Source organism: Nitrospira tepida, from assembly GCF_947241125.1.
GTDB lineage: Bacteria > Nitrospirota > Nitrospiria > Nitrospirales > Nitrospiraceae > Nitrospira_G > Nitrospira_G tepida.
This window is the reverse complement of the sequence record NZ_OX365700.1, coordinates 2,517,717-2,530,581: the sequence shown is the minus strand read 5'-3', so window position 1 is coordinate 2,530,581 and position 12,865 is coordinate 2,517,717. Positions and strand designations below refer to the sequence as shown.

Sequence of the window (12,865 nt, the reverse complement as noted above, 5' to 3'; positions counted from 1 at the left end):
TTACCCCCCGGCGCTGCCCACCGGGCCGCCCGGTTCCGTCATGCGCCAGGGATTGAGCAATGCCTTGAGCCGTTGTTCTTTGAGCACCCGCTTGCGCCTCGCCACTTCCCGGACAGTTTTGCCTGTCTTGTAGGCCTCCTTGGAAATCTGCGCCGCCGCATCGTAGCCGATCTCCGGCGCCAAGGCCGTGCACATGGCCAGGCTCTGCTCGATGGACTCGCGACAACGCTTTTCGTTGGCCTGGATGCCTTCGATGCAGCGGGCTGCAAAATTGTCTGAAGCGGTGGCGAGCAATTCGATGGACTGCAGGAGGTTGTAGGCCATGACGGGCAACATCACCAAGAGTTCGAAGTTGCCCGCCTGCCCGCCGACCGTCACGGTCGCGTCGTTCCCGATGACTTGCGCGCAGACCATCGTGACCGATTCGGCGATGACCGGATTGACCTTGCCTGGCATGATCGATGAGCCCGGTTGCGTTTCCGGGAGGTGAAGTTCGCCCAGACCGCATCGGGGGCCCGATCCCAGCCATCGAATATCGTTGGCGATCTTCATCAGGCTCACCGCCAGCGTACGCAGTTCTCCGCTGGCCTCGACCACGGAATCTTGGGTCGATTGCGCCTCGAAATGGTTTTTGGCTTCTTTGAGTTTGCAGCCGATCTCCTTGGCAATCATGGCGATCACGCGGCTGGCAAAATCCGGGTGGGCGTTGAGGCCGGTCCCGACGGCGGTGCCACCCAAGGCCACTTCGCTCAGCGCGGCCTGCGCATGCCTGATCCGCTCGATTCCCAATTCGATCTGGCGGGCATAGCCGCCGAATTCCTGTCCCAGGCGCACGGGTGTGGCGTCCTGCAAATGCGTGCGGCCGATTTTGACGATCGGATCGAACTCCTTGGCCTTGCGGGCCAACGCCTTGCGCAACCTGATCAGCGCGGGAATGAGCTGCCGCTCCATCATTTCCACCGCGGCGACATGGATCGCCGTCGGAATGACGTCGTTGCTCGACTGCCCCAGATTCACGTGATCGTTGGGATGGACGAGCTTGCTCCCCCTGGCTCCTCCGAGCAATTCCGTCGCCCGATTAGAGATGACTTCATTGGCATTCATGTTGGACGAGGTGCCGGAGCCGGTTTGAAAAATATCCACGGGAAACTCCGCATCCAGCCCTCCTTCGATGACTTCCGTCGCGGCCTGCTTGATCGCCTCGGCCTGCGCCTTGTCGATCAGGCCCAACGAGTGGTTGGCGGCCGCGGCCGCGCGCTTGATCAGGCCCATGGCGCGGATGAAGGAGCGGGGAAACCGGAGCGCGCTGATCGGAAAGTTCTCGATGGCGCGCGCGGTTTGTACGCCGTAATAGGCTTCCGCCGGGACGGCGAGTTCGCCCATCGTATCGCGCTCCATCCTGGTCGGCCCCTGCGGGATTCGAACGCCGGTCCGGTTGTTCATCGGTTGTGCGGAACGTGTCGGCTTCATCGTGCTGGGTTCCCCTGGTGCTGGTCAGATTGATGCAGACGGATTGCGGCTGCCTGCCGTCACAGAGCGAGGCATCTTAATCATTTGACGGTCCGTTCACAAGTCCATTGAGCGAGAAGGAGGGTCGAGGCCGGAAAGAAACCGGTAAGGACTCGTCCGTGAATGACTCCGGAACAGTGACATGGATGCTCGCACAACCTGGCCGAGCTAAGGAGAATGCGAAAGGAAAATTCGGATGGCAGGCCGAATGCAGAGCGGAGGGACGAGAAACACAAGGCCCGCCGTACCGGCGGGCCTTTCGTAGTCACTCGAACGATGGCTCGACGAGCCGAAGCGATTAGGCGACCTTGACCTCGATAGCCCTGGGTTTCGCCTTATCGGATTTCGGAAGGTGAAGGTGCAGCACCCCGTCCTGGTACTCCGCCTTGATCTTGCTTTCATCGACGTAATCCGGCACGACGAAGCTGCGCACGAATCGTCCATACGCCCGTTCAATCCGATGGAACTTCTTGTTCTTCTCCTCCTTCTCGTGCTTTCGTTCCCCCTGAATGCTGAGGACACCCTCCTCGAGGGTGATCTTGACGTCATCCTTCTTGACCTCGGGCAGCTCGGCCTTAATCAGATACTCGCCGTCCGTCTCGCTGATATCGACGGACGGAGTCCAATCGGCCACCGTCATGGTTTCTTTGCCGTCGGATTTCGCCGTTGATGGACGTCCGAAGACACGGTTCAAACGATCCGACATTTCTTCCAGTTCCCTGAATGGGTCCCACCGTACCAGATTCATCATCGCACCTCCTTGAGTGTAGCGGCTCCGATCAGCCGGCTTCTAGGTATGTAGTTAACCCGGCTTGCCGAATCGTCAAGGGGAAGGGCGCGAGTGGTGAAGGTTTTTGCGTGAGATCGAGACGTTGACTTCTCAAGAAGAAGCCTTATGATTTTCTACCCTTGCGCCAAAAGGCGAGGAGATCCTGTTAGCGGCGTTGGTCGATCGGCACATAGGGGCGGTTATGTTCCCCGGCGTAGATTTGTTCGGGCCGGAAGAGCCTGTTTTCGCGCAATTGCTCCAGCCAGTGCGCCAACCATCCCGCCACCCTCGCGACGGCAAAAATCGGCGTGAACAGCTCCATGTCGATGCCCATTTTGTCGTAAATGATGCCGGAATAAAAATCGACATTGGGATAGATTTGCTTGGCGTCGAGATAGTCGGCCGCCACCTTTTCGAGTTCGACAGCGATCTCGTACAGGGGCGACGGGCCAAATTCGGCAAACAATTGCTCGCAAAGCCGTTGAAGAATGACCGCCCGCGGGTCCTTTACCTTGTATACCCGATGGCCGAACCCCATCAGCTTGCCCTTGTTCTTGAGTTTCTCGTCGACATAGGCGCGGACGCGGGATGGACGGCCGATCTCGCGGAGCATCTGAACCACTTCCTCGTTGGCGCCCCCATGCAACGGTCCCTTCAGCGCCCCGATGGAGGACGCCACGACCGTATAGGGATCGGCCAGAGTCGAGGCCGTGACCAATCCCGCGAAGGTGGAGGCGTTCATCGTGTGCTCGGCGTGCAAAATCAGGCAGACATCCAAAATATGCGCCCAGACCTTGGGTGGCTCCTGATCGAAGAGCATGGCGAGAAAGTTCGCGGCGAAGCCCAGATGATCGCGCGGCGGCACATGGTCGTCTCCATGGCGCATACGGGCGACCGCAGCCACAATGGTCGGAACTTTGGCAATGAGCCGAACGGCGGACCAGTAATTATTGTCGAGGTCCTCGACGTTGCGGCCCGGATAGAACATGCCGAGGGCCGCCACAGCCGCTTGGAGGGCATCCATCGGATGGCCCGTCTCCGGCAGGCACTTGATCAGGTCGATGATCTTGAACTTGATGCGGCGATGATGTGTGACATCATCGACAAACCGACTCAAGTCCTGTTCGACCGGAAGGTGGCCGAACAGCAACAGGTACGAAGTTTCGAGAAACGAGGAGTTGGCACAAAGGTCCTCGACGCGGATGCCCCGGTACTCCAAGACGCCTCGTTGGCCGTCCACGTCGCTGATCGCGGATTTGGCGGCCGGAACTCCGGCCAGGCCAGGCATGAAATCATGCGCCATAGTCGCCCCTCCTCTCGTATCGTTCCAACCTCGCCGATCGCATTGCCGAGAACGTGACGACGCCGCGATCTGACTTCATTATGCCGTTCGACCGCGACTCTGTCGAGTGTTCGCATCGGCCTTGCAGCCACCAAGATCCGGTTCTCGACCTTGCAAAGGTCCAAGACGATTGGCATACTGAATATACGTAGGCATGACAGCATGGATGCGGGGATCCGGGTCTGGCGATGAAGACAGCATGGTTTCGGGTCATGACGGTCCTCGGCCTGTTGCTCCTTGCAGCCGGCGCCCTTGTGTGGTGGCGCCAGGAGACACAGCCGCTCCCGGCCATCGTGTCGCCTAATGGGCTGTCCGCTCCCTCCTCTTCACGCGTGGGGACCAGCGCCTTGAGCCATGGCGGTGCGATGCCCGAGCCGGTTCGGCAACCGCCTCAGGAGGCGACCCGACCCGATGGTTCTGGCGGATCGGCTCCCTCATCACCGTCAAGACAGGAAACGGCAACCGGCTCATGATGAAGGCGGCGGCAATGCAGATGAACAGAGCCTGTGCAGGATGGGGCGGTCTCTTGCTGCTCACGGTCGCACTCGGCGCCGCGGATCCGCTGTCGGCCCAGGACGGAGAGTTACAACTCTTCGCCGTCGTCACAAAGCCGCCGAAGGATAAAGCCGCGGTGACCGCCCAGGTCTCGGTCGAGGGGACCGTGAGCGAGGCCAAACTGATGCCAACCGAGCGAGTGCTGGGCAATCCGGTCTGGCGGACGCTCGAAATGTGTCATTCGCTGAAAGCTGAGGTGAAGAAGATCCCCGAAGGGTATCAGGTGCTGTCGGTGAGGATTTTGGATGCGTCGATGTTGCCGATGAATTTGCAAAGCACCGCGGGGGACTGCTTGATCCAGAAGGCTATCGAAGTGGCGCCGCTGGTGGATTGACACAGTGCTGAGTGCTCAGTGCTGAGAGGGTGCTTCCGGAACTTTCTATAGTCAGTCCCCAGCACTCATCACTCAGTCCTGAGATCGGCACTCGGGGCAGTCGGTCGGTTCCGGGTCCTGCCGGTACTCCTCGGCCGTCAACGGAAAGAGTTGCTCGCAACAGCGGCACTGCCTGATCTCGAAATACGCCACCCCCTTCTCGTCGATTTCCGTCGGCAGCAGTAATTCGACCGGGTCGTATCCGATCGTGACTCCGTCTTGAAATTTCACGACGGCCAGGCGGACATTGAACAATTCGAAGGTGGCTTCCTGCCCCTTGCGCTCGTTGATATGGCCGAGCACGAACACCGGTTGACCCTTGCGTTTGGTCCGGAGTTCCCGTAACGTGCGCTGGCCTGGCGCGGCGATGGCAAAACTGCCGGTTGAACTGGTTCCCGCCGAGATGATCATGAGCGCCTCTTTCCACCAACCTGAGCTGAACCCGGGCAACGTGAACAGGATGTAACAACCGAGATCGGAAGGTCAAGACGGTCCGGACGTTCCCATAGAAGATAAGATAAAATCGAGAAGGACAACGCCATGGCGAAGATTACCATTTATCAGAAACCCACCTGCTCCACCTGCCGCCAGGCCCTGCAGATAATTCGCGAAAGCGGGGCCGACTATTCGGCTGTAAATTATTACGAGACACCCTTTACCAAGGCTCAGCTCAAGGATCTCCTGAAGCGTGCCGGCTTGAAACCGAGGGACGTGCTTCGGACCAAAGAAGACATCTATAAGCACCTTAAGCTGGCCGAGCGCCAGCTCTCCGATGACGAACTGATCGACCTGATGCTGAAGCATCCCGATCTCATTCAACGTCCGATCGTCCAGAAGGGAGAAAAGGTGCTGTTGGCGAGGCCCGCCGAATCCGTTCAGGAACTCTTGTCTCCGTCCTGATAGAAGGTCACCTGCCCGGTGTCCGCTGTGATCCGGAGCGCGGTTCGGCCCTCCAGCACCGACAGGATCAGGTCGCCGGCGATCGTCCTCCGCCAGCCTTCCAGAAGCGGCACGGTCGGCGTGTTGCCGGCCGCACGCTCGTCCACGATTTTCTGAAGGTCGCCGGCCGTGGCCAGCAACGTCGGCGCGATCCCAAGCGCCGCGGCGCGGGCCTTGAGGGTGGCTTGCAGCAATTCGAATTGCCCGGCGGATTCCGGTTCGGGCTTGCGGTCCCGGGGGACGTCCGGCCATTCGCTGGCCGGCAGCGTCAAGGCCTGCGCGATCACGGTCAGGATCGCCTCACCGCTCCGCGCGACTTCCTGCGGCGGGAATCCCCGGATCTCCCGCAGGTCGGCCTGGTGCTTGGGAGCTTGTCGGGCGACTTGCAGCAGAACTTCATCCCGCAGCACCCGCCCGCGCGGCACGTTCCGCCGCCGCGCTTCCGTCTCCCGCCAGGCTGTCAGTTCCCGCAAGACCGCCGCCTGACGCGGTTTCAAACTGTCCCAGCCGCGTATCCGCTGGTACCGTTCCCGGCTCGTCTGCTCGCGCTCCACCACCAAGGCGCCGAGACGGTCGAACTCCTCCTGCACCCATGCCAGCCGCCCAAGCGAGTGCAGCCGCCGGAGCAGTTCATCATGGATAGGCAGGAGGTACCGCACGTCGGCCAGCGCATAGGCGATCTGGTCGTGCGACAGGGGACGCTGGCTCCAGTTGGTGAAGGTGTGCGACTTTTCCAGTCTGGCCCCCTGGGTCCGCTGCACAAGCTGGGCATAGGCGATCTGGGCCCCGTACCCGAGCATCGCCGCGGCGATCTGCGTATCGAAAAACGGGCGCGGAAGCTGGCCCATGTGTGTGGCCAGCAGTTCCAGATCCTGCCGGCCCGCGTGGACGACCTTCTCGATCTTCGTCGAGCAGATGATCTCCCACAGACGGGGCAAGGCGCGGGTCTGTTGCAGCGCCGGAAAATCCAACACCACCTGGAGATCGGCCGTGCTCAACTGGATCAATTCCAGCCGGGGAACGAAACTCTCTTCCCCGATGAATTCCGTGTCGATTCCGAGGCGCGCACAGGAAGCAAGCTGATCGCACAGTCGGCTCAGAGCCGGTTCGTCGCTGATATAGTGCGGGGGGGGTTGGTGAGGCACCGGTTACTCGGTCGGCCGGAACGGGGCGTCAGCATGCCGCGGGGGTTCGACGTTGCTGAGGCTCAGTGATTCCTTGAGAAATTGGTACGCTTCGATGATCCGCCGCAGTTCCGGCTCCGCGCTGCGATCCCCTTCCCGCGCGTCGGGATGGAGGTCTTTGGCCCGCTGCCGGAACGCGCGCGTGACCTTTAAGAGGGAGGCGCCGTCCTCCAAACCCAGGATGTCGTAGGCTTCGCTCATGGTCCGGACCTCGCCCCTCGGCCCCGTCCCGTCCCAGGAGTTGCCTCCTCCGCCGGCGGCCTTGAGGAAATCGGCCAGGTTGATGCGGCGGCGACGGCGTCGGGGCCGCTCGCGGACTTCGCTGTCGAGATCATCCCAACGATCTTCGACGAATTCAAGCCTCGCCTCCAACCGGATGGCGTGCGACAGGTCGCAGACCAGCGGAAGCTCCGCATCGATCATGTCCAGCGAGCGGCCGATCTCCTCCAAGGCCTGCTCGACCTGAAAGAAACTGTCGACGCGCTCCTCCATCATGTGGTCGACCGCAAAGTCCAGGCTGTCCGCCGTTCTCGTGCGCAGCACCTCGATCCGGCGGCGCATGCCGTTCTGATACCGCAGGACCTTGCGCTGATCAAAAGGCATGACAGGGTTCCGACGGGTTCGCAGGTTGATCAACAGAAGGAGGATTCTAGCATATCCTCCGGGATCGGCGCAGAGAGAGTCCCTCGCCTGCGCCTTGCGCAGGGACACGAAGCTGGCGGCGGGCGATCAGTCGGCAAGAGGCCCCTCGCCGCCCCGGTCCCGGCGGCGGGCGACGCCGGTCTCGCGCGCCGCGGCGGCCACGGCCTGGGCGATCTTGGGCACCACCTGCTTGTCGAACAGGCTGGGGATAATATAGTCGTCGCTCAAGGCCGTGGCCGGGATGATTTCCGCCAGCGCCTGCGCCGCCGCGAGTTTCATGGATTCGTTGATCTCGCGCGCCTGCGCATCGAGCGCCCCGCGAAACATGCCGGGAAAGGCCAGGGCGTTGTTGATTTGATTCGGATGGTCCGACCGGCCCGTCGCGAAAATGCGGGACTTGGCTGTCCCCGCCAGGGGAGCGATCTCCGGATCCGGGTTCGCCATGGCGAACACGATCCGGTCCTTGTCCATGAGCATCAGGTCGTCCGGAGTCAAGACATTGCCAACCGAAAGGCCGATCAACACGTCGGCCCCTTTGAGCGCGTCTTGCAGCGTGCCGGCCGGCCGGCCTCGATCGATCGCGGCCCGCAGATCGTGACGGCAGGCTCGCAATTGATCCCCATCGCCCTGCAGTACAATGCCTTCGGGTTCGATGCCTTTTAAATGCGAGACCCCCGCGGCCAGCAACATCCGGCAACAGGCGGTCCCGGCCGCGCCGAGGCCGATGACGACCACCCGCGCCTTGTCCAGCCGCTTGTTGACGAGCTTCAGCGCATTGGTCAAGGCTGCCAGAATCACCACCGCCGTCCCGTGCTGATCGTCATGCATCACCGGAATGTCGAGCATCTCCTTCAGCCGGCGCTCGATGTCGAAGCAACGGGGAGCCCCGATGTCCTCAAGATTGATGGCGCCGAATCCGGGCGCGAGGTGCGTCACCGTGCGCACGATCTCGTCCGGGTCCTGCGTGTTGAGACAGATCGGCCAGGCGTCGATGCCGGCCAGTTCCCGAAACAGCATCGCCTTGCCTTCCATGACCGGAAGCGCGGCCTCCGGCCCTAAATTGCCCAGCCCAAGCACGGCAGACCCGTCGGTGACGATGGCGACGCTGTTCTGTTTGGTCGTGAAGGCATAGACCTTGGAACGGTCTCGCGCAATCGCCTGAGAGACACGGCCCACGCCCGGCGTATAGACCATCGAGAGGATGTTGCGGGTGGAAAGCGGCAGCTTGCTCTGGACCTTGATCTTGCCGCCGAGATGGAGCAGGAAAATCCGATCCGAGGCGGACAGCACCCGCACGTCCGGAATGTCGTCGAGCCGCTTGAGGACGTGCTCGCCGTGCGCCTCGCTGCTCACATCGAAGGTGATGTCGCGGACGATCCGGTCCGCTGTGGCGGAGACGATATCGACCGCGCCCAAATTGGCGCCTTCCTCCGCCAGCCTGGCCGCGACCTGCGCAAAGGTGCCGGGACGATTGCGCAATTCGAGCCGGACGGTCAGCCGGTAATTGGAATAGGGCCCGATATCCATCCTGGTTCCATCCCTTCTGCCTTCCTGCCTGACAGAGAGAATAGCACAGAGATTCCACCGTTTGCGCACGGAGCCCATAACGGCGTCGAGCGTTTCCCGGACAGACGGAATGCATCCCCTCTCTGGCTGAGCGGTTGACCCTGTTCTTAAGCCGGTGTTAGGTTCCCCTCATGACACAGACAACCGAAACCCGTCGTTCCAACCGTCTCATCAACGAGACCAGTCCGTACCTGCTGCAGCATGCCTACAATCCGGTGGATTGGTATCCCTGGGGACCGGAAGCCCTGGAGCGGGCGAGGCGGCTCGATCGGCCGATCCTGCTGTCCATCGGGTACTCCTCCTGCCATTGGTGCCATGTCATGGAGCGGGAATCGTTCGAGAACGACGAGATCGCCCGGCTCATGAACGAGCACTTCGTCTGTATCAAGGTCGATCGCGAGGAACGCCCGGATCTTGATGAAATCTACATGCAGGCGACGGTGGCCATGAATCAGGGCCAGGGCGGCTGGCCCATGACCGTCTTTCTGACCCCGGAGCAACAACCCTTCTTTGCCGGGACCTACTTTCCTCCGACCGACCGGTGGGGCCGTCCGGGCTTCGGGACGTTATTGAAAAAGATCGCCGAGTTTTGGGTGAAGGACCGCCAGGGCCTGCGGGAACAGGCCGGCCACATGACCGGCCGCCTGAGGCAGGAGGTCCAACTCCCGGCCCCCGTCTCGATCGGCGATGCGGAGTTCGATGCTGCCGTCCGCCAGTACGAGGAGGAGTTCGATGCGCGATACGGGGGGTTCGGCGGAGCGCCCAAGTTCCCTCCTGCCACCGGCCTGTCGTTCCTGCTGCGGCAATTCCATCGAACAAGAAACCGGAAGATCCTGGATATGGTCTGCCGCACGCTCGACAGCATGGCGACGGGAGGGATCTACGATCATGTCGGCGGAGGCTTTGCGCGGTATTCCACCGATGCCAAGTGGCTGGTGCCGCACTTCGAAAAAATGCTGTACGACAACGCGTTGCTGGCCAAGGTCTATGTGGAGGCCTATCAAATTTCGCAAGAGGCTCGGTATCGCCGTGTGGCGACCGAAACCTTGGAGTACATCCTGCGGGAGATGACCGGACCGGAGGGAGCCTACTATTCGGCGACGGATGCGGATTCCGAGGGAGTCGAAGGCAAGTTTTTTGTCTGGACGCCGGAGGAGATTCGCCAAGCCATCGGCGACGACACGGAAGCCGCGCGCTTCTGCGCCTATTACGACATCTCTGAAAAAGGGAACTGGGTGGAGCCGGCCGGGCACGGCGAATCACAGGGAATCCGGAATATCCCCCATACGTCGAGGTCGATCGAGGAGGTGGCGCGGGAATGCGGGATCACGGCCCTGGAGCTGGAGGCCAGCCTCGACCGGTCGCGGCGGCTGGTCTATGAGGCGAGACAGAAGCGCGTTCCTCCCGGCTTGGACGACAAGATCATCGTGGCCTGGAACGGCCTCATGATCAGCGCGATGGCGGAGGGGGCCCGCGTGCTTCGTGAGCCACGATATCTGTCGGCCGCCGTCAAGGCCGCGGACTTTCTGCTACGGACCATGGTCAAGCCGGACGGACGGCTCTTTCGCACGTACCGGCTCGGGCGCCCGCAACATGAAGCCTGCCTGGAAGATTACGCCTGCCTGGCCGAGGGCTTGATCGATCTCTACGAGGCGGGCGCGCCGGAGCCGTACCTGAAGGCAGCCGTCCGTCTCGCTGAACGGATTGTGGAAGATTTTCGGGACGAGGAGCGGGGCGGGTTCTATACCACCGGGCGGCAGCATGAAGCGTTGTTGTGGCGCAGCCGAGAAGGGCCCGACGGCGCCACGCCCAGCGCCAACGCCGTGGCGGCCTCCGTGCTGGCGCGGCTGTCCTTTCACTACGGCCGGGACGATTGGCGGGAGTTGGCGACCAATGCCATTCGTGTCTACGGCCGATCCATTGCTCGCTATCCTCGCGCCTTCGCGAAGAGCTTGATCGTCGCCGAGTTCTTACTAGAAGGGCCGGTCGAGCTGGCGTTGATCGGCCGACCGAATGAACCGGGCTTCGAGGCGCTCCGCGCGGCAATGAACCGGCCCTATTTGCCCCATCGCATCCTCGCCCAGGGTGATCCTTCGGGTGAGCCGGTGGAGCACCCCCTGTTATCGGGTAAGTCGTTGGTCGGCCACCGGGCGGCCTTGTACATCTGTCGCAATTTTGCCTGCCAGGCGCCGCTGACCGATCCTGCTTCGGTCGAATCGGCCTTGGATGGCGGGCCGACCTCCCCGCCTGATTCTCAGACTCCTCGCTCCCTGTCCGGTACCAGGCTGGTCGGCCATGCCACTCCCGGAGGAACAGCCGGCTACGCGGCCCGAAAGCTCGGCGCCGATCCGTCCCTCTCCGGCAGCGCCTATACCTCGTTCGGTTCCACAGGCCTCACGACCAGCCGTCTGGGCTTCGGCTGCTATCGGATCGATACGAGCGATCCCGAGTTCGGCTCCGCGCTTGCGCTGGCGCTCCGAAAGGGCTGTAACCTGATCGATACCTCGACCAACTACGCAGACGGCGACAGCGAACGGCTGGTCGGCCTCACGTTGGCCGAGCTTCAGCGCAAGGGAGAGATCAATCGCGACGAGATCATCGTTGTGACGAAGATCGGGTATGTCCAGGGGCACAATCTCAAACAGGCAGAAGAGCGGGAGCGGATGGGACGGCCCTATCCTGAGATGGTGAAGTACGGCGACGGCATCTGGCATTGCCTGCATCCGGAGTTCCTAGCGGATCAGTTGGCGTCTTCCTTGGATCGTTTGGGGCTGGCGACGGTTGATGTCTGCCTGCTTCACAATCCGGAATATTTCCTGTTGGACGCGCAACATCAGGGGCGGCCGCTCGACGAGACGCGCCGTGAATTCGACCGCCGCCTCGGCCAGGCCTTCCAGTACCTCGAGGAGCAGGTCCGACAGGGCCGCATCCGATATTATGGCGTGTCCTCCAATACGGTCATCGGGCCTGCCGAGAGCCCTGAGACAACCTCGCTGTCTCGCATGCTGGAAATCGCGGAAACGGCGGCCCGCGAGGCGGGCCAGGCCTCGGCTCATTTTCAAGTCTTGCAATGTCCGTTGAATCTATTCGAATCCGGGGCTGTGTTGTTGCCCAATACAGGGCTTAATAACGAACAAACGGTCTTGGACCATGCAACCGTCAAGGGCATCGCGGTCCTGGCCAATCGGCCGTTGAACGCCATGCCGGCCAGACCGGAATCCAAGGGCGGCATTGTCCGGTTGGCACAGGTGTCGGTTGAATCGGAATCGATCGACTTTGCAGCCCAACGAGACAAGGTCGCCGCGCTGGAGGCGACCTATCTGCGCGAACTGGCTCCACATGTGCCCCATGCAGGACAGGGGTTGGATCCAAAAGAATACTTTACTTGGTCGCAGGAATTGGCGAAGATTCGACCACATCTGGACGGGCTGGAACATTGGGAGCAGGTCGAGCACCATATGATCGCGCCGCACCTGAACCAGGTCGTGCGCGCGCTCAATCAAATCCTGACCGGAAAGCTGGCCGAGCAATGGGAAGTCTGGAGGGATGGCTACCAGCCGGAGCTGCTGCGCCTGCTGAAGAGCCTCAAAGGAGAGGCCGCAGAACGAAGCCGGCTTCGGGTTGAACGCATCAGCGCCACCATCACGCCCTTCCTGCCTCCTTCCATGGCTCAGGTCCCGCTCTCGCAGAAGGCCCTGCTGGTCGTCATGAGCACCGCCGGCGTGACCTCGGTGTTGAACGGGATGCGCACACAGGGTTACGTGGAAGACTCGTTCGGTATGCTCCGAGGGACGATGCTCCCGAACGTTCGCCCCATTTATGAAGCAGCCCGGCGAATTCAGTGGTCGTGACTCGGATATCATGGCGCTTCGTCATCTCAGGCGAAGGGTAAGTGCCACGAATCCCTTGAGGAGTTGTCTCCGGCTACCGAGAACAACCTGAAGGCAGCCGGTTAAACCGAAGGTAGGTATAAAATAGTACGATGA

The 12,865-nt window shown here is 61.7% G+C and carries 10 protein-coding genes; 3 read left to right on the top strand and 7 right to left on the bottom strand.

Annotation, left to right across the window (positions count from 1 at the left end):
• The 3 genes from QWI75_RS12005 to QWI75_RS11995 all read right to left on the bottom strand — a co-directional run bounded on the left by QWI75_RS12005 (position 1) and on the right by QWI75_RS11995 (position 3,581).
• On the bottom strand, positions 1-1,443 hold the full coding sequence (locus QWI75_RS12005) for a class II fumarate hydratase (protein ID WP_370693639.1): 1,443 nt from the start codon (positions 1,441-1,443) through the stop codon (positions 1-3).
• Between the two features lie 364 nt (positions 1,444-1,807).
• Positions 1,808-2,260, bottom strand: a complete 453-nt coding sequence (locus QWI75_RS12000) for an Hsp20/alpha crystallin family protein (protein WP_289268812.1) — start codon at positions 2,258-2,260, stop codon at positions 1,808-1,810.
• 184 nt (positions 2,261-2,444) lie between these two features.
• Entirely contained in the window at positions 2,445-3,581 is a 1,137-nt protein-coding gene (locus QWI75_RS11995; RefSeq protein ID WP_289268811.1) for a citrate synthase, read from the bottom strand.
• A gap of 526 nt (positions 3,582-4,107) precedes the next feature.
• Between QWI75_RS11995 and QWI75_RS11990 the strand changes: the two genes are divergently transcribed.
• The gene (locus QWI75_RS11990) at positions 4,108-4,509 is read left to right on the top strand and encodes a hypothetical protein (protein WP_289268810.1); all 402 of its coding nucleotides are present in this window, start codon (positions 4,108-4,110) and stop codon (positions 4,507-4,509) included.
• Positions 4,510-4,581: 72 nt separating this feature from the next.
• Here the strand turns inward: QWI75_RS11990 and QWI75_RS11985 are convergent, their stop codons facing one another.
• Positions 4,582-4,959, bottom strand: coding sequence for a hypothetical protein (locus QWI75_RS11985; protein ID WP_289268809.1), 378 nt, complete (start codon positions 4,957-4,959; stop codon positions 4,582-4,584).
• Positions 4,960-5,088: 129 nt separating this feature from the next.
• Here QWI75_RS11985 and arsC point away from each other — a divergent pair, with 129 nt between their 5' ends.
• The gene (arsC, locus tag QWI75_RS11980; RefSeq protein WP_289268808.1) at positions 5,089-5,448 is read left to right on the top strand and encodes an arsenate reductase (glutaredoxin); all 360 of its coding nucleotides are present in this window, start codon (positions 5,089-5,091) and stop codon (positions 5,446-5,448) included.
• On the opposite strand, the gene rnd is transcribed toward arsC, so the two are convergent.
• The 3 genes from rnd to QWI75_RS11965 all read right to left on the bottom strand — a co-directional run bounded on the left by rnd (position 5,424) and on the right by QWI75_RS11965 (position 8,840).
• Positions 5,424-6,632, bottom strand: a complete 1,209-nt coding sequence (gene rnd, locus QWI75_RS11975) for a ribonuclease D (protein WP_289268807.1) — start codon at positions 6,630-6,632, stop codon at positions 5,424-5,426. The genes arsC and rnd overlap by 25 nt on opposite strands.
• A 3-nt stretch (positions 6,633-6,635) precedes the next feature.
• Positions 6,636-7,274, bottom strand: coding sequence for a DnaJ domain-containing protein (locus QWI75_RS11970; protein WP_289268806.1), 639 nt, complete (start codon positions 7,272-7,274; stop codon positions 6,636-6,638).
• Positions 7,275-7,400: 126 nt separating this feature from the next.
• Positions 7,401-8,840, bottom strand: coding sequence for an NAD-dependent malic enzyme (locus QWI75_RS11965; RefSeq protein ID WP_289268805.1), 1,440 nt, complete (start codon positions 8,838-8,840; stop codon positions 7,401-7,403).
• A 170-nt stretch (positions 8,841-9,010) separates the two neighbouring features.
• On the opposite strand from QWI75_RS11965, the gene QWI75_RS11960 reads away from it, so the two are divergent.
• Entirely contained in the window at positions 9,011-12,730 is a 3,720-nt protein-coding gene (locus QWI75_RS11960) for an aldo/keto reductase (RefSeq protein ID WP_289268804.1), read from the top strand.
• The last annotated feature ends 135 nt before the right edge of the window (positions 12,731-12,865 follow it).

Excerpts from the sequence above, each read along its gene's own strand:
- QWI75_RS12005 (WP_370693639.1), bottom strand. The coding sequence starts at position 1,443 with ATGAACAACCGGACCGGCGTTCGAATCCCGCAGGGGCCGACCAGGATG.
- QWI75_RS12000 (WP_289268812.1), bottom strand. The coding sequence starts at position 2,260 with ATGATGAATCTGGTACGGTGGGACCCATTCAGGGAACTGGAAGAAATG.
- QWI75_RS11995 (WP_289268811.1), bottom strand. The coding sequence starts at position 3,581 with ATGGCGCATGATTTCATGCCTGGCCTGGCCGGAGTTCCGGCCGCCAAA.
- QWI75_RS11990 (WP_289268810.1), top strand. The coding sequence starts at position 4,108 with ATGCAGATGAACAGAGCCTGTGCAGGATGGGGCGGTCTCTTGCTGCTC.
- QWI75_RS11985 (WP_289268809.1), bottom strand. The coding sequence starts at position 4,959 with ATGATCATCTCGGCGGGAACCAGTTCAACCGGCAGTTTTGCCATCGCC.
- arsC (WP_289268808.1), top strand. The coding sequence starts at position 5,089 with ATGGCGAAGATTACCATTTATCAGAAACCCACCTGCTCCACCTGCCGC.
- QWI75_RS11970 (WP_289268806.1), bottom strand. The coding sequence starts at position 7,274 with ATGCCTTTTGATCAGCGCAAGGTCCTGCGGTATCAGAACGGCATGCGC.
- QWI75_RS11965 (WP_289268805.1), bottom strand. The coding sequence starts at position 8,840 with ATGGATATCGGGCCCTATTCCAATTACCGGCTGACCGTCCGGCTCGAA.
- QWI75_RS11960 (WP_289268804.1), top strand. The coding sequence starts at position 9,011 with ATGACACAGACAACCGAAACCCGTCGTTCCAACCGTCTCATCAACGAG.